A 16436-nucleotide genomic window follows, 5' to 3' on the forward strand; every position below is an offset into this window, starting at 1 on the left:
CGGACCGAGCCCCGGGCCGAGACCTGTGCCCCGGCAGCACCAGCGCACTCAGCTGCTCCGGCCGTACCGCCAGCGCAGACTGCCCCATGTGCCCGCCAGCGCCATCAAGGCCCAGCCCAGCTTGACGGTCGCGCGCGGCGGGACGCTGCCCCGGAGTGGCTGACCGGCCGCTCGGCCGCCCCTCCCCTCTCCGCAGCGCTGCCCGCTCCGCGGGCTCGCTGGGAGCATTGAGTTCCCGCCTACCGCGACGTCTGTACGCAGCAGGGTGTCGCTCCGACATGGCAACCTGGCCAGGGCCGGATACCGGCTCCCGGGCACCCACGGGCTTGGGGGATCGTAGGGACGCACTCATCGCGGAAGCCTCCTCGCCGCCGAAACAACTCCATACCCCGCCCGGCCGGGCAACACTGCCCGTCCAAGCGGTGTATTGACACTACCCGCCCCAACACCCCCGCACCAGACCCCAACACCACCCTGTGGAAAACCCCGGAAAGAGACTCGTGCGCCAGCCCCCGTCGTTGCCGGCCCAGTACTCCGAGCGCCGGCCGCGCCCGCCTCGGCGCCAGCGCGGAGAAACGACGATCACTCATGGTGACAGTTTTCAGGACCTGAATCGGTGGTGAGCGTCGAAGAGCCGGCGTCGCCTTCACTCCTTCCGCCCGAGGTCGGCGGGGTCAGGGCCCCAAGACGCGGCGTGGGGAGCGAAGGCGAGGCCAGGCGCGGCCGGCTCAGGCCCTGGGCCAGACGACGACCAGGCGGACGGCGACGAAGGCGACAGTCAGCACCACCTGCGTCCGGCCGAGCCAGGCGTCGGTGACGCGGCAGGGCGGGCAGATCCGGCCACAGCGTCACGCCCCGGACGATCCCGTACAGGCCGGGCAGCGACGCCACCGCCAGGATCCAGGCGGGCACGTGCGCCCAGGGCCCGGAGGCCACGGCCGCCGCCAGGCAGGCCAGGAGCGCGGACACGCGCCAGACCACCGCCATACGGCTGGGCGCGCTCACCGCGCGGGCAGCCGTGTACAGGCCCATAACCAGCGCCAGGACGGTGAAGATGCCAAGAATCATGCCCCGGAGCAGCATCTCGGCCGGCACCGGCAGACACGCCGTTAAAACCTTCTGCCCATCGGTCAGGAGCATCGCGGCGAGCGCGGCGGCGGTACCGTCCGTGCTCTGGCCGGTGTAGACCATGACGGCCTCGCCCGACTCCTTGTCGATGGCCAGGTGCGTCATGTACTCCATCGTGGTGCCGCCGTGGCTGATGATCGTGTGCCCGTCGACGACGTCGGTGTACCAGGAAGGATATTTGGGGTGCGTGGTGTTTCTCGGACTGGGGGAGTTTTTCATCCCCCGAGGTTTATTCACGGCATCCGTTGAAGGTGATGTGACCTGCGAAGATGCTGGCGTCGGCTGACTCCGTGAATAAGCCTCGCGGGCAGCGGAGCGGAGCCGGCGTCAATGACCGCCGATCAGCAGGACTCGCTCCTGCTGGAGTCGATCCCTCAGGCTTCAACAGTGCCGCTGACTCGTGTGCGGAGCCGGCACGGGCGGCCGGGGCGTGTCGATCAACGCTGGTGGGCGGCCCTGGGATGTCTCCGAGTGCGTCAGGTGGCAGGGGCTGCCTCGTGACGCTGCTGGTGGCCGGCAACTGGATGGCGGGCTGGCTACGATGGTGGTCATGCCTCAGATGCCGACTCCGTCACCTCAGCCCAGCGCCTCCACCCCGATGCAGGTCGGTCCCCACGAGCTGTCCGTCGTCGGCGTCGTCGCGATCTCCCGGACCGCTGCCTGCACCCGCTACGCCAAGGATGCCGACCGGGCGCCGCAGATGACGGCCCGGGTCGACCTGCTGCGCATGAGCGCCTGGGAGGTCGCCTCCTTCGACCGGGTCGTGGAGCTGGCCTCAACTCACGGCATCGACGCCCTGGGAGCGGCCGAGCGCTTCACTGACGTCCTGGGCGACTTCGACGAGCGCCTGCGTCCACTGGACTGGGCCGAGCGCCTGCTCAAGACCTACATCACCTTCGGGCTGCTCATCGACTTCGGGATGGCGCTGAGCGAGTCGCTGGAAGACCCCTTGCGCAGCGGACTCGTCCATGAGCTCAGTCAGGACCCGATCAGCACCTACGCCGTCGCCGAGCTGGAGGAGGTCGTCGCGGCCGACCCGCAGCTGGCCGCCCGACTGGGCCTGTGGGGGCGGCGCGTCATCGGTGAGGAGATCGGAACCTTCCAGAGGCTCCTGGGGCAGTTCCCCGAGCTTCTCGGCTCGATGGCTCAGGAGCAGCTCCACTCGGTGCTGTCCCAGGGGGCGGTCTCTCGCATGAGAGGGCTGGGCCTGAGGGTCTGATTTTTTCCACCGTCCCCGCCGCGCGGGGATGTGAAGTGTCCAACAGTGGAGTAGTGCCCGTGTCGGTAGCGTGACAGGACCCGGGCTGCGGTGGGTAAGGTGGCCGCATCCACATCCTCGTAACCCGACGTGAGAGCCGCGGCTCTCAGTCTGAAGGAGTTCCCATGAAGCGAAGCGTATGGATGGCCGCGTCCGCGGCCGTTGCCCTGTCCGTTGTCCCGGTCGGTGCGGCTGCTGCTGAGACGACCCCGGCTCCTGCCGCCGAGCAGGCGGCGGCGCAGGCCGGCGGCGCGAAGGCTGACGCTCCCCAGCCCAAGGACCCCTCCCCGGCCGTCCCCACCCCCGACGGCGGCAAGCCCGCTCCCAAGCCCGCCCCCGATCCTGCCCCCGAGAAAGACCCAGACAAGGCCTCTCCCCAGGCTCCGGGTGCCAACAATGCTGCGGCGCAGCAGGGGAACAAGCCGGAGGCCCCGGCTGAGCAGCCCCAGCAGAACCAGGGCGGTCAGCAGCAGGGCAATCCTGCCGGCTCTGAGGCGGCTCCCGAGCAGCAGGCCCCGGCCCCTGAGCAGTCCTCTGAGGGCGGCGCTCCCGCGGCCTCCGAGGGGAATGCCCCCCAGGGCTCCGCGGATGCCCCCGGTGGGCAGGCCGCTGCTCCGCGCGAGCAGGCCGCTTCCGGCCAGGGAGGCACTGCCACTGCAGGTCGCTCCACCCTCGCCCAGACCGGTGCGGGGACGACCGCCGCTTGGATGGTGCTGGGCGCCGGTGCAACAGGCGCCGCCATGCTCATGGCGCGCCGCAGGCTGACCTACTGACGCGCATCGGTCCTTGACGTTGAGGAGAGGTCTGGCCCATGGATGACCGGATGCTCGACGGGGACAGGGTGCTGTGGTTCATCGGCGGCAGTCCTGAGCGTGCTCGGGAGGCTCTCGTCGCCGGACACGCCTGGACGCCTGAGCAGCGTGCGCAGCTCGAACAGATCGCAGCATCTGCCGGATATTCCCCTCAGCAGCCTGCCGGGTACCCGCCTGCTCAGCAGCAGGTGCCCGTTCAGGAGCCTGTGCCCTTGTATGGGGCGCCTGGAGATCTCGTGGCCTCTGATGGTGCGTTCAGAGGCGACGAGGTCCGTGGCGACACTGTGGACTACGGGGCGGCTCAGCCGACTCAGCCTGCTCAGCAGCCGACTGAGGTCGGGCCGCCCCAGCCGCAGATGGCCACGCCGACGCAGCCTCAACCGCAGGGCTACAGGCTTCAGCCACTGCCGGCGGTGACTGAGATGGAGGCGCCTCAGAGCGATGTCTCCCAGCAGCCGCGCAGTGCTCCACGTCGCGGGTGGGTCCTTCCGGTCGTGGCGGCCAGCGTGCTCGTCCTCGGGCTGGCCGGGGGCGCCCTGGGAGGGCATTGGCTGTGGCCCGGCAAGGATGCGGCGGCTCCGTCGTCCTCCGCCGCCGCGGCTCAGGCCGCCACGAAGCCTGCGGTGCTGCGTGCCGGCAGTGGTTCCTTTGTCTGCTCCTCCGGTGGCACCGGAGTCTCCTGCTGGGGTGCTGACGCCCAGGCCAACACTCAGGGTGCACGTGTCTCGCCGACGGCGGTGCCCGGGCTGGAGAAGGTCAAGGTCTCGGCGCTGAGCGTGGGCAAGGGCTTCGCCGTGGCCGTGGACGACTCGGGCAAGGTCTACGCCTGGGGAGCCAACGAGGTCGGCCAGCTCGGCAAGAAGACGAATGAGGCGCTGGTCAACCAGGCCGTCGAGGTCGGCAAGCTGCCGGCCGCTCCCACCGCGCTCGTCTCCGGTTACGAGCACACCTGCGCACTCACCAAAGGCACAGTCTGGTGTTTCGGCTCCAACCGCTACGGGCAGGTCAACGGCACTGTCTCCGACACCCCGTCAGGGTTGGTGCAGGTGGACAAGATCAACGGGGCCACCCAGATCGGCACCTCCGGCTACGACACGTGGGCCACGGTTGACAAGGGGACCTGGACCTGGGGGAACAACTCCTGGGGGCAGGCCGACCCCTCGCAGAGCGTGGTCAACGTGGCGCCGACCCTCATTCCCGCCGACAGCTGACAGCGGCATCGACAATACGACAGCGCCCAGCCTCCTTTCGGGGGGCTGGGCGCTCGGCGTATGTCGCGACGACGCTCTACTTGGCTCTACTTGTCGCCCTTGAGGCGGTTGACTGCGTCCTGGATAGTGTCCTTGGCGTCCTCGGCGACCTCCTTGATCTTGCCCTCGGCCTGCTGGAGCTTGCCCTCGGTCTCGGTCTCCTTGTTACCGGTGACCTTGCCTGCGGCCTCCTTCGCCTTGCCGGCGATCCTGTCGAAGGTTCCGTTGTCGCTCATGAGAGCTCCTTTCCATGGTGAGTCTCCGCGAGGCGGAGACGTGGAGGACGGTTCGACTATACATATGTACAGCTGAGACAACACCCGGTATCCAGTGAGAGTTTCTATGGAGATTACCTAAAGCGTATGACATATCCTATTTTATTGGGATGCGGTTGCTCGGCTCGTCTCTCCGGCGTCGTTCGCCACATCTCAGCGTCCATGGACTTCAGACACCTCTCATTCGAGAGCGTCCTGATACTGACACTGAGGTCTATTGCCCATGAGCAGTGCATCTGCGGACGCCCCCGCCGCTACCCGCGTTGAGAACGTCGGTCTTGACGTCATCTCCGAGTCTGATCGCAAGGGGCGACCGAGCGATCTCTTCATGATCTGGTTCGTGGCCAACATCTCCGTTCTGGGACTGTCCTGGGGCGCCCGGGTCCTCGGATTCGGACTGTCCTTCTGGCAGGCGGTCGTCGCGGCAGCGTCGGTGTCATCGTCTCCTTCCTCCTGTGCGGTGCCGTGGCCGTCCTGGGAAGACGAGGCGGCGCCCCACCCCGGCCCTGCCGTCGGGCGGCCCCGCGGCCTACGTCGGAGCCCTGGTCATGGTGGCCGCCGGCTTCTGCCTCGGCTGGGTGAATGCCGCCGCCGACTACTCCTGCTACCTGCCCCGCAAGGCCTCGATGACCGGCGTCATCGGCCGGACCGCTCTGGGATCGGCACTGCCCTGCGTGGTGCTCGTCCTCTTCGGCATCCTCCTGGTGGGCTCCGACGCCGAGCTCGGCCAGGCCATCAACACCGACCCCATCGGCGCCCTGGCCACGATCCTGCCCACATGGTTCCTCGTCCCCTTCGCGATCGTCGCCATCCTGGGGCTGGCCGGCATCATCATCATCATGGATCTGTACTCCTTGGGCCTGTCGCTCCTGGCGACCGGCCTGCCCGCGCGCCGGCACGTGGCCACCTCCATCGACGCCACCATCATGACCGTGGGCGCCATCGCCGTCATCTTCGGTGCCGACGACTTCCTCGGTCCCTTCCAAGGGTTCCTCACCACCCTCGGGGTCGTCATCGCCGCCTGGGCCGGAGTCATGGTCGCGGAGGTCATTCTGCGCAGGCGCGACTACGACGAGGAGGCCCTCTTCACGTCCGACGACGCCTCTGTGTTGTCTCATGGCTTCTGGGAGTTTCGGGTGTCATGACATCTGAGACACCGATCGGTGGCTTGCCGGCGTACGCGGGGCCGTTCTGGTCAACGCCGGCGGCTGCCTGCGCAGTTGACGCACAGCACGGCAGCCGGCGTCCCACCACTGGCTGCCAGGAACGCCGCTGGTGCCGAGACGACCATGAGCGTCGTCGGCCGGTAGCGATCTGAGACGTGTCTGGGACGCCTGTCCTCGCACGCCAGGCACCGCGAGCACCTAACCTTGCACCTATGACAACTGATGCAAAGACGCCCAACCAGGCTGTCACGACCCGCACCGAATCCGACTCCATGGGCACCATCGAGGTGGACGCCAACCGCTACTGGGGAGCCCAGACCGAGCGGAGCCTGCACAACTTCGACATCGGCCGCGAGACCTTCGTGTGGGGCCGTCCCATGATCAAGGCCCTGGGGATCCTCAAGAAGTCCGCCGCCCTGGCCAACGCCGAGCTCGGCGAGCTGCCCGCCGACATCGCCGAGCTCATCGCCAAGGCCGGAGACGAGGTCATCGCCGGTGACCTCGACGCCGAGTTCCCGCTCGTCGTCTTCCAGACCGGATCGGGCACCCAGTCCAACATGAACTCCAACGAGGTCATCTCCAACCGCGCCATCGAGCTGGCCGGCGGCGAGCGCGGCTCCAAGACCCCGGTCCACCCCAACGACCATGTCAACCGCGGCCAGTCCTCCAACGACACCTTCCCCACGGCCATGCACATCGCCGTCGTCAACGAGCTGGCCGCCATGTACCCGCGCGTCCAGCAGCTGCGCGACACCCTGGACGCCAAGGCCAAGGCCTACGCCGACGTCGTCATGGTGGGCCGCACCCACCTGCAGGACGCCACCCCCATCACCCTGGGCCAGGTCATCAGCGGCTGGGTCGCCCAGATCGACTTCGCCCTCGACGGCATCCGCTACGCCGACTCCCGCGCCCGCGAGCTGGCCATCGGTGGGACCGCCGTCGGCACCGGCCTCAACGCCCACCCGAAGTTCGGGGCACTGTGCGCCAAGAAGATCTCCGAGGAGACCGGTATCGAGTTCACCCAGGCGGACAACCTCTTCGCCGCCCTGGGCGCCCACGACGCCCTGGTCCAGGTCTCCGGCGCCCTGCGGGTCCTGGGCGACGCCCTCATGAAGATCGCCAACGACGTGCGCTGGTACGCCTCCGGCCCCCGCAACGGCATCGGCGAGCTCATCATCCCGGAGAACGAGCCCGGCAGCTCGATCATGCCCGGCAAGGTCAACCCCACCCAGTGCGAGGCCATGACCATGGTGGCCACGAAGGTCTTCGGCAATGACGCCACCGTCGGCTTCGCCGGATCCCAGGGCAACTTCCAGCTCAACGTCTTCAAGCCGGTCATGGCCTGGTGCGTCCTGGAGTCCATCCAGCTCCTGGGTGACACCTGCGTCTCCTTCGACACCCACTGCGCCTACGGCATCGAGCCCAACACCGAGCGGATCGAGGCCAACCTGGAGACCAACCTCATGCAGGTCACGGCCCTCAACCGCCACATCGGCTACGACAAGGCCTCCAAGATCGCCAAGAACGCGCACCACAAGGGCCTGTCCCTGCGCGAGTCCGCCCTCGAGCTCGGCTTCGTCACCGCCGAGGAGTTCGACAAGTGGGTCGTCCCCATGGACATGACTCACCCCAGCGCCGCTGAGGACTGATCCTCAGGACTGCCCCTCAAGCCGACGACGGCGCCGCTCTTCTCTCGAGGGCGGCGCCGTCGTGCGCGCGAGCCGAGCCCGTATTCTGTCGCGCCCGTCATCAGGCGGAAGCCGACTCACAGAAGCGGCACAGGCGCGTCCTGGGACCGTCCTTGCCTTAAGGTGATGTGCTAGCCACGTACGCAGACACCCGAGCGAGGCACGCGACTGACTGTGCCGGAGGGAACCACGATGAACCTGCCCCGACGCACCATCCTTGCCGCACTGCCCGCCACGGCAGGACTCCTGGGACTGGGGGCCTGCTCCATCGGAGGCGCCACCGCGCAGGCCTCCTCCACGGCCTCGTCGCAGGCCCCCACCGACGCCAAGCTCGCCCTGGACCACGCCGCCTGGCGCTACGACGCGGAGCACAAGGTCTACTACCAGCTGGGGCTGCGCTACGTGGCCACGCCCCAGGCCTCGGACTACGAGACCCTGGGCATCTACGTGCCCGGCGCCTACTTCACTGGAAAGGACAACGGCAACGGCACCTACACGGTCACCGTCAACGCCTCGGGCGCCGTCGGCAGCTTCACCGCCGCCACCGCACCCACCGTTCTGCCGGTCAACACCCCGGGATACTCCGCCCAGAAGCCGCCCACGGAGTACTCCTACGACGCCATCAAGGCCTACATGGAGGCCGGTTTCATCTACGTCCACGCCGGTCTGCGCGGCAAGGACTCCAACTCTCAGACCTACTCCGGCAACGCGCCCTGGGGCGTTGCCGACCTCAAGGCCGCCGTGCGCTACCGGCGCTACAACTCCGCCGCCGTGCCCGGCGACGCCGCGAAGGTCTACGTCTTCGGGCACAGCGGGGGAGGGGCGCAGAGCGCCGTCGCCGGAGCCTCGGGGGACAGCGAGCTGTTCGCCCCCTACCTGGCCGTCCTGGGGGCCGCCACCACTGACACCAGCGGCAAGGCCCTGTCCGACGCCGTCGCCGGAGCCATGTGCTGGTGCCCGATCACCAGCCTGGACGGCGCCAACGCCGCCTACGAGTGGAACATGGGGCAGTTCGCCTCCTCCGACACCCGGGCCGAGGGCACCTGGACGCGGGCCTACTCCCAGGACCTTGCGGCCGCCTTCCCCGCCTACCTCAACGGGCTGAAGCTCACCGACTCCCAGGGCAAGCCCCTGACCCTGGAGTCCTCCTCCCAGGGCACCTACCTGTCGGGCTCCTACTACGACCACCTCGTGGCGGTCATCCAGAAGTCCCTCAACGACTTCCTGGCGGCCACCACCTTCCCCTACACGCCCTCCTCCACCGAGATGGCGGGGATGGAGCCCGGCGGGGGCGGCGGGGCGCCGTCGGGAACCCCGCCCAGTGACGCCGGCGGCACGCCCCCCAAGGGCGGGACGCCCGGAGGCGGCAGTCAGGGTAGTGGTGAGTCCACCACCTACAAGACGGTGGAGGAGTACATCGCCTTCCTCAACTCCTCCTCCCAGTGGGTCACCTACGACGCCTCCAAGAAGACTGCGACGATCACCGGCCTGCAGGGCTTCGTCACCTCCCAGAAGAACGCATCCAAGGACGTGGGGGCCTTCGACGGTGTTGACCGTGCCCAGACCGAGAACCTCGTCATGGGCTCGGGGGAGAACAAGCAGCACTTCTCCTCCCTGAGCCGCGAGGTCATCTCCAAGGGGCAGTCCAGGTACGCGAGCCTGTCGGGCTGGAACAAGGGCTACGGCGTCGCCGCCTACGAGAAGGACCTGGCCGCCAAGGACTCGGTCGGCACCGACATGGTCACGCGTGTGGCGATGTACGACCCCTTGTACTACCTCACCCAGGATTCCAAGGGGCGAGGCAGCTCCACCATTGCTCCGGCCTGGCGCATCCGCACCGGCATCGCCCAGGGCGACACGGCCTCCACCGTCGAGGTGAATCTCGCCCTGGCGCTCCAGCAGGCCGGAGCCGGCAACGTCGACTTCGCCACCGTCTGGGGGCAGGGGCACACGATGGCCGAGCTGACCGGCACCGGCGAGGAGAACTTCATCGCCTGGGTGACCAAGCAGGCGGCCTCCTGAGCCCGGGAGGCTCCGGGGGACATCCTGGAGCCTCCCGGGCCGAGTCGCTCCGCTCCGACCCGGTCCTGGTCGTTCACTGTCAGTCGCACAGCACGACGTCGACTCCGGCGCCCCGCATCTCCTCAAGGGTGTCGGGGGCGATCTGGCTTGTTGTCAGCAGCGTGTCGAGGTCCTCGATACGCCCGAACCGGTAGGTGCTGGTCTGGGTGATCTTGCTCGGTGCGGTCGGCAGAACGCGTCGGGTGGAAGAGGCCATGATGGCGCGCTTGACCATCGCGTCGTCGGACTCCATGACGGTCAGGCCCTCGCGGGTGGACACGGCGCAGGTGGACAGGACCGCGACGTCGGCGCGGAACGCGCGCACCGCCTCGACCGCCTCGGCGGAGAACAGGGAGAGGGACTCCGGATCCACCGGGCCGCCCGCGATGGTCACTGCGGCTCCACGCACGGAGGCCACTGCTGCACCGGCGCCCAGCGACAGGCACAGGACCCGGATGTCGCGGCCGGCGAGCTGCTCGGCCACCATCTCGCAGGTGGTCCCGGAGTCGATGATGACCGCCTCCCCGTCCTCTATGAGCTCGGCGGTGGCCTGTGCCAGACGGCGCTTGATCTCCACATCCTGCCTGCGACGCATGGAGGCCGGCCGGGCGGCCCCACGGCGCGGTGCACGCAAAGCGCCGCCGTGGACCCGGGTCACCAGGCCCTCGTGGGCCAGCTCGGCCAGGTCCCGGCGGATGGTGATGACCGAGACCCCGGTCAGCCGGGACAGCGCCTGCACACTGTGGACTGTGGTGGGGCTCAGGGCGCGCAGTATCGTACGGCGCCTCTCGTGAGGACTGTCGCGCATGCTTCCTCCGCATCGGCGGCAACGAGGCGATCGTTTTGCTGGAGAACGAGCAATGACAATGATCGTATGGTCTTCTACCGTTGGTGTCAACGGATCGGAACTCCGGAAATCCGTTGATTCAATGCCGGAAAATCGCTGTCGGGAAGAGTGATCGTACGATCATCTCTGGTCGTCGGCAGTGATTCTTCGCCGTCAGGAAGGGAATGACCATGCCTCACCTCGACCACGTCGCCATCTGGGTCGCCGACCTCGACAGCGCCCGCGACTTCTACTCCCACTGGTTCGACGGGCACGCCAACGGCCTCTATGAGAACCCGAGGACCGGCCTGCGCACCCACATCCTCCACTTCGCTGAGACCCCGGCGGTCCAGCGGGGAACCCGCCTGGAGATCATGACCCGTCCTGAGCTCGCCGAGCACTGCGAGGCCGCCCAGCTGGGGTGGGCTCACGTCTCCTTCGGCCTGCCCGGGCGTGAGGACGTCGACCGCCTGGCCTCCCACATGTCCGAGGCCGGCGTGCCGGTCATTGACGGACCTCGCCAGACCGGTGACGGATACTACGAGGCCACCGTGCTCGACCCCGAGGGCAACCGTGTCGAGCTCGTCGCCTCCGACTACTCCGACGACGTCGCCCTGCGCCCGACCTTCTGATCCGGGGAGAGGTCTCTACACGTCGTGCACCTCGACGGAGACGCCTGCCTCCCGCAAGCCTGTCAGCGTTTCCGGGTCGATGTCGGTCGTCGTCAGCAGGGTGTCCAGGTCGCTCAGCGTGCCGAAGCCGTAGGTGGACGAGCGTGTCAGCTTGCGTGGCGGAGCCGGCATGAGACACCGGGATGATGAACCGATGATGGCCGCCTTGAGGACGGCGTCATGATCTTCGGTGCAGGTCAGGCCGCTTTGCGCTGATACCGCGCAGGCGCCCAGGACGGCCACGTCGGCGCGGAAACGGCGCACGGCGTCGACTGCGGTCGTCGTCAGCATCGCCAGCGTGTCGGTCTCAACGATCCCCCCGGGGACGGTGACGACCGGGCCGGGTGCGGAGGCCAGCGTCGCAGCCGCCGACAGCGACAGGCACAGGACCCGGATGTCGCGCCCGACGAGGTTCTCAGCCACCATCTCGCAGGTAGTTCCGTTGTCGATGATGACGCTCTCCCCGTCATCAACGAGTGCTGCTGTGGCTCGGGCCAGCACCCTCTTGGCTTCCAGATCCTCGCTGCGGCGCAGGGAGATCGGTTGGCCGGCACCGCGTCGAGGCGCGCGCAGGGCGCCGCCATGAACGCGGGTGATCAGGCCTTCGTGAGCGAGCTCTGCCAGGTCGCGACGGATCGTCACCCCGGAGACGCCGGTGAGTCGCGACAGGGCGTTCACGCTCATGATCGTCGTCGTGCTCAGGCTCTTGAGGATCTGACGCTGACGGCTGGTGGGGGAGAAGGTACTCATGGATGATCACTTTACGTTGAAATGAAGATTCTGAATGATCATATGGTCTCCTACAGTAGTGGGTGTCGACAGGGATCGACGCAGAACTCGTTGATACACCCGTGATTTACCGAGGAGATCATCATGATCGGAAATGCTCTCAACCATGTTGCCAATGCCGTCAGCGCCGCCTACTCCTGTTGGCTGGAGGGCGTGCTGGAACAGACTGCTGGACCTGCGGCAAGCTCCTACGCGCAAGGTGTCCAGGCCCTGCTCAAGGGGGACTTCCGAGTCGATGAGGCCGTGTCGCTGGCGGCCTGAGCACCTCAGTCACGCAGTGCGGGAATAGCGTGCACTGCCGCGGTGTTGAGTGGGAGCAGCTCGTCGACTCCATCGACGTGTAGATGGTGAGCACCTGGGTGTTTGCTTTCAATCCTGCACCAATCATCTTGGGAAAAGCCAACACCTGGCAGATCGGCAGGTGGCGGCTGGTACGGTGGCGATACGCCAACGGGACGCGCCGTCAGAGGCCATGAGAGGACACCCGGCACCTGCAATGAGCAGCACCATTACCTTCGATGCCGTCACCAAGTCGTACCCGGCCGGGAGGGGCCCCGAATCAGGTTCTCCCGCCGTCGACTCCTTCACGGCCCGCATCGAGGCCGGCACCACCGCCGTCCTGCTGGGATCGTCCGGCTGCGGCAAGACCACCCTGCTGCGCATGGTCAACCGCATGGTGGAGCCCTCCAGCGGCCGGGTCCTCATCGATGACGAGGACGTCGCCGCCCGTGACGCCGTCGCCCTGCGCCGCTCCATCGGCTATGTCATGCAGAACGCGGGGCTGCTGCCACACCGGCGCGTCATCGACAACATCACCCTGGTGCCCAGCCTTCAAGGCGTAGGGCGCCATGAGTCCCGGCAGCGGGCGCTCGAGCTCATGGACATGCTGGGCCTCGACCGCGACCTGGCCGGACGCTACCCCCATCAGCTCTCCGGCGGCCAGGCCCAGCGGGTCGGTGTCGCCCGGGCCCTGGCCGCCGATCCGGGGGTGCTCCTCATGGACGAGCCCTTCGGCGCCGTCGACCCCCTCGTGCGCCGCGATCTCCAGCGCGAGATGGTCCGGATCCAGGCCGAGCTGGGCAAGACCATCATCTTCGTCACCCACGACGTCGACGAGGCCCTCGCTCTGGGCGACGAGATCATCCTCCTGCGCGAAGGCGCCCAGGTCGCCCAGCGCGGCAGCGGCCCCCAGCTGCTGGCCGACCCGGCCGATGACTTCGTCGCCCGCTTCCTCGGCCTCGACGACGCCGCACGCCAGCTGAGGCTCACGGACGTCGCCGAGTCCCGGATCGTCCTGGATCGGGCCGGCCGCGCCGTCGGGCGCCTGACCGACGAGTCCTCCACGGAGGCGGAGGAGCGGGCATGAGCTGGGTCCTGGCCAACCTGCCCACCATCGCCGGGCACCTGCTGGCCCACCTGCTCCAGGCGGTTCCCGCGATCATCGCCTCCTTCGTCCTGGCGATCCCCATCGCCCGGCTGGCCCGCACCGCCCGCCTGTTGCGCGCCGTGCTCGTGACCGGCTCCTCGCTGCTCTACGCCGTCCCCTCCCTGGCCCTGTTCGTCATCCTCCCCATCATCCTGGCCACCGGCATCCGCGACCCGCTCAACGTCATCGTGGCCCTGACCCTCTACGGGCTGGCGCTCCTGGTGCCGGCCACCGCCGACGCGCTCGACGCCGTTGACGCCCGCGTCCTGGACGCCGCCACCGCCATGGGCATGGGGCGCCTGCGCTGCTTCCTCACCGTCGAGCTGCCGCTCGCGGGCCCCGCCATCCTCACGGGCCTGCGGGTGGTGACGGTCTCGACGATCTCGCTGACCACTGTTGGGGCGGTCCTCGGTGTGCGCAGCCTCGGCTGGCTGTTCACCGACGGCTTCCAGCGTGGCATCACCGCCGAGATCGTCACCGGCCTGGTGGCCACCGCGGCCCTGGCGCTCGTCCTGGACGGGCTCGTCCTCGCGCTGGGGTGGCTGTGCCTTCCCTGGACCTGGAAGCGTGCCGAAGCCGGCCCAGCCGCCTCACAGAACCAGGAGGGCAAGGCGTGAGGTTCGTCCTGGCCGCACTGGCGTACATCGCCGATCCCGCTCACTGGAGCGGGGCCATGGGGATCGGCCCGCTGCTGGTCCAGCACATCCTCTACTCCCTGGCCGGTGTCCTCATCGCCGCCCTCATCGGGGTCCCCGCCGGCTGGTGGGTGGGGCACACCGGACGCGGGCGCACCTGGGTGCAACCGCTCAGTGGCGCGGCCCGCTCCCTGCCCACCCTGGGCCTCATCACGCTGTTCGGCCTCGTGCTCGGGGTCGGGCTGAGCGCCCCCATGATCGCCTTCATCATCCTGGCCCTGCCCAGTGTCCTGGCCGGAGCCATGAGCGGGGTGCGGGCGGCCTCCACCATGGCTGTCGACGGCGCTCGAGCCAGCGGCATGAGCGAGTTGCAGGTGCTGGGCCGGGTCGAGATCCCCCTGGGGGCGCCGCTGCTCGTCGGCGGGCTGCGCTCGGCCAGTCTCCAGGTCATCTCCACCGCCACGCTGGCCGCCTACACCGGCGCCGGCGGGCTCGGCCGGCTCATGTTCCTGGGCCTCAAGACCCAGGACTACGTCATGATGCTCGCCTCGGCGCTCCTGGTCATCGCCCTCGCCCTGGCCTCCGAGGCCATCTTCGCCCTCATCCAATGGGGCGTCACGCCCCCGGGTGCCCGGCAGCACCGGAAGGAATCAGCATGACCGCACCGTCCAACCCGCGCCCCGGCAAGCAGCTGACGCGACGCGGGCTGCTGGCCTGCGTCGGCGCGACCGGCGCCCTGCTCGCCCTGAGCGCCTGCTCCGACACCGATCCCTTCGCCGTCGACCAAGCCTCGGGGGGCTACTCCGGTGGCCCGGTCATCGTCGGCAGCCAGCAGTACTACTCCAACGAGATCATCGCCGAGCTCTACGCCCAGATGATGGAGAAGGTCGGTCTGAGCGTCACTCGCGAGTATCAGATCGGCCAGCGGGAGGTCTATCTGCCCGAGCTCGAGGCAGGCAAGATCCACGTCATCCCCGAGTACGGCGGCAACCTGCTGGAGTACTACAGCAAGACCTCCGCCTCAGGCGGCCCCACTGCCGCGACCGCCTCCCGCACCGCCAGCGATACCGCCTCCATCCAGGACAGCCTGCTGAAGACCCTGCCGCACTCGCTGACCGTCCTGACCCCGGCCGAGGCAACCGACCAGGACTCCCTGGTCGTCACCAAGGCCACCGCCCAGGCCCACTCCCTGACCTCCATCGGCGACCTGGCCTCACTGGGGCGGCCCGTCACGATCGCCGCGAACTCGGAGTTCGCCACCCGCCCCTACGGTCCCAAGGGCCTCAAGGCCGTCTACGGCGTCGACGCCTCCGTCACGCCGGTGGAGGACTCCGGCGGACCGCTGACCGTCAAGGCCCTCACCGACGGCACCGTCGACGTCGCCGACATCTACTCCTCCGACCCCGTCATCGGGGTCAAGGACCTCGTCATCCTCTCCGACCCCCAGATGCTCATCCTCCCGCAGAACGTCACCCCGCTGGTCTCCGCCTCACTGCCGGCCATCGCGGCCACCGCCATCAACCGGGTCTCGGCCCTGCTGACCCCCGACGAGTTGCGCTCCCTCAACCAGCGCTCCACCGGCGAGAAGCTCAGCTCCAAGGTCATCGCCACCGACTGGCTCACCTCCAAGAAGCTGCTCTGAGCGGTGAGAGGCCCGCGGTGCTCAGAGTGTCAGTGAAGGCAGAGAGCGTGCGCGACGACAGGTCAGTGATCTTTTGCACACAGTCACTCTCTATTGGAAAGCTGGTGTGCATGAGAGGGTTCAGTTGTTCGTCCACCAACAACACCAAGGAGCTCTCATGTCCGTCCCCTCCATCTCCATCATCGGCGCCGGCAACATCGGATCAGCGGTCGCGGGTCTGGCGGTCAAGGCCGGTGCCGGCACTCAGGTCCTGGTGCGCGACACCTCCAAGGCCTCCAACCTCTCGGGCGTCGACGTCGCCCAGATCGGTTCACCCCTGACCGGTGACATCGTCGTCCTCGCCCTGCCCTACGCCGCCATCGACGAGGTCATCGCCACCTACGGCGCACAGGCCCTCGCCGGCAAGGTCGTCGTCGACCCGACCAACCCCCTGGACTTCACCACCCTCGACTCTCTCGTACCGGCCGGTAGCTCTGCGAGCGCCGAGCTAGCCGTGAGGCTCCCGGACGCCCAGGTGGTCAAGGCCTTCAACACCGTCTTCGCCGCCGTCCTGGCGACCGGCACCATCGGCGCTCGCCCGGCCACTGTTCTGGCCGCCTCCGACTCCGCGGAGGCCAAGGCGAGCCTGCGCTCGCTCGTCGAGGCCGCCGGACTGACGTGGGCCGACGCCGGCGAGCTCAAGCGGGCGGAGCGTCTGGAGGCACTCGGGGCGCTGAACATCGCCCTGGCCGTCACGGAGCAGATCGGTTGGACCGGCGGCCTCGCCGTCGTGCCTGAGTGAGGCTCGAGTAAGAGGTCGCGTCAGTAGG

Annotated in this window: 16 protein-coding genes and 1 pseudogene; 13 read left to right on the forward strand and 4 right to left on the reverse strand. The window is 68.4% G+C overall.

Annotated elements, in window-relative coordinates; all coding sequences use genetic code 11:
* Positions 1-582 precede the first annotated feature (582 nt).
* Entirely contained in the window at positions 583-1347 is a 765-nt protein-coding gene (locus BKH32_RS10515; RefSeq protein WP_256691639.1) for a hypothetical protein, read from the reverse strand.
* A gap of 322 nt (positions 1348-1669) precedes the next feature.
* On the opposite strand from BKH32_RS10515, the gene BKH32_RS10520 reads away from it, so the two are divergent.
* The 3 genes from BKH32_RS10520 (at position 1670) to BKH32_RS10530 (ending at position 4409) form a co-directional block, all read left to right on the forward strand.
* On the forward strand, positions 1670-2347 hold the full coding sequence (locus BKH32_RS10520) for a ferritin-like fold-containing protein (protein ID WP_075249995.1): 678 nt from the start codon (positions 1670-1672) through the stop codon (positions 2345-2347).
* Positions 2348-2511: 164 nt separating this feature from the next.
* Complete coding sequence (locus BKH32_RS14635; RefSeq protein WP_075249996.1) at positions 2512-3159, forward strand: peptidase; 648 nt, start codon at positions 2512-2514, stop codon at positions 3157-3159.
* Positions 3160-3197: 38 nt separating this feature from the next.
* A complete protein-coding gene (locus BKH32_RS10530) occupies positions 3198-4409 on the forward strand; it encodes an RCC1 domain-containing protein (RefSeq protein ID WP_075249997.1) in 1212 nt (403 codons plus the stop codon).
* 86 nt (positions 4410-4495) lie between these two features.
* On the opposite strand, the gene BKH32_RS10535 is transcribed toward BKH32_RS10530, so the two are convergent.
* On the reverse strand, positions 4496-4684 hold the full coding sequence (locus BKH32_RS10535; protein ID WP_075249998.1) for a CsbD family protein: 189 nt from the start codon (positions 4682-4684) through the stop codon (positions 4496-4498).
* A gap of 262 nt (positions 4685-4946) precedes the next feature.
* On the opposite strand from BKH32_RS10535, the pseudogene BKH32_RS13300 reads away from it, so the two are divergent.
* From BKH32_RS13300 to BKH32_RS10555, 3 genes and pseudogenes are all read left to right on the forward strand, one after another.
* Positions 4947-5820, forward strand: a pseudogene (locus BKH32_RS13300) (cytosine permease); the annotation flags it as partial.
* A gap of 281 nt (positions 5821-6101) precedes the next feature.
* Positions 6102-7538, forward strand: coding sequence for a class II fumarate hydratase (gene fumC, locus BKH32_RS10550; protein WP_075250000.1), 1437 nt, complete (start codon positions 6102-6104; stop codon positions 7536-7538).
* A 231-nt stretch (positions 7539-7769) separates the two neighbouring features.
* Positions 7770-9599 carry a subtype A tannase gene (locus BKH32_RS10555; RefSeq protein WP_075250001.1) on the forward strand — a complete coding sequence of 610 codons (1830 nt, stop codon included), beginning with the start codon at positions 7770-7772 and terminating at the stop codon, positions 9597-9599.
* A gap of 79 nt (positions 9600-9678) precedes the next feature.
* Here BKH32_RS10555 and BKH32_RS10560 read toward each other — a convergent pair whose 3' ends face one another.
* On the reverse strand, positions 9679-10446 hold the full coding sequence (locus tag BKH32_RS10560; protein WP_075250002.1) for a DeoR/GlpR family DNA-binding transcription regulator: 768 nt from the start codon (positions 10444-10446) through the stop codon (positions 9679-9681).
* 203 nt (positions 10447-10649) lie between these two features.
* Here BKH32_RS10560 and BKH32_RS10565 point away from each other — a divergent pair, with 203 nt between their 5' ends.
* A complete protein-coding gene (locus BKH32_RS10565) occupies positions 10650-11096 on the forward strand; it encodes a VOC family protein (RefSeq protein WP_075250003.1) in 447 nt (148 codons plus the stop codon).
* A gap of 15 nt (positions 11097-11111) precedes the next feature.
* Here the strand turns inward: BKH32_RS10565 and BKH32_RS10570 are convergent, their stop codons facing one another.
* Complete coding sequence (locus BKH32_RS10570; RefSeq protein ID WP_075250004.1) at positions 11112-11885, reverse strand: DeoR/GlpR family DNA-binding transcription regulator; 774 nt, start codon at positions 11883-11885, stop codon at positions 11112-11114.
* A gap of 123 nt (positions 11886-12008) precedes the next feature.
* Here BKH32_RS10570 and BKH32_RS10575 point away from each other — a divergent pair, with 123 nt between their 5' ends.
* The 6 genes from BKH32_RS10575 to BKH32_RS10600 all read left to right on the forward strand — a co-directional run bounded on the left by BKH32_RS10575 (position 12009) and on the right by BKH32_RS10600 (position 16408).
* Positions 12009-12185: a hypothetical protein gene (locus BKH32_RS10575; protein ID WP_256691646.1), complete on the forward strand. Its 177-nt coding sequence runs from the start codon at positions 12009-12011 to the stop codon at positions 12183-12185.
* Between the two features lie 235 nt (positions 12186-12420).
* Positions 12421-13290: an ABC transporter ATP-binding protein gene (locus BKH32_RS10580; protein WP_075250005.1), complete on the forward strand. Its 870-nt coding sequence runs from the start codon at positions 12421-12423 to the stop codon at positions 13288-13290.
* Entirely contained in the window at positions 13287-13967 is a 681-nt protein-coding gene (locus tag BKH32_RS10585; protein WP_075250006.1) for an ABC transporter permease, read from the forward strand. Before BKH32_RS10580 ends, BKH32_RS10585 begins: the two co-directional genes overlap by 4 nt.
* Positions 13964-14644, forward strand: a complete 681-nt coding sequence (locus BKH32_RS10590) for an ABC transporter permease (RefSeq protein WP_075250007.1) — start codon at positions 13964-13966, stop codon at positions 14642-14644. Before BKH32_RS10585 ends, BKH32_RS10590 begins: the two co-directional genes overlap by 4 nt.
* On the forward strand, positions 14641-15627 hold the full coding sequence (locus BKH32_RS10595; RefSeq protein ID WP_075250008.1) for an ABC transporter substrate-binding protein: 987 nt from the start codon (positions 14641-14643) through the stop codon (positions 15625-15627). The genes BKH32_RS10590 and BKH32_RS10595 overlap by 4 nt, the downstream gene beginning before the upstream one ends.
* A gap of 157 nt (positions 15628-15784) precedes the next feature.
* Positions 15785-16408: an NADPH-dependent F420 reductase gene (locus BKH32_RS10600; RefSeq protein ID WP_075250009.1), complete on the forward strand. Its 624-nt coding sequence runs from the start codon at positions 15785-15787 to the stop codon at positions 16406-16408.
* Positions 16409-16436: the final 28 nt, after the last annotated feature.

The sequence above is a fragment of the Actinomyces oris genome, from assembly GCF_001929375.1.
GTDB classification, from domain to species: domain Bacteria; phylum Actinomycetota; class Actinomycetes; order Actinomycetales; family Actinomycetaceae; genus Actinomyces; species Actinomyces oris_B.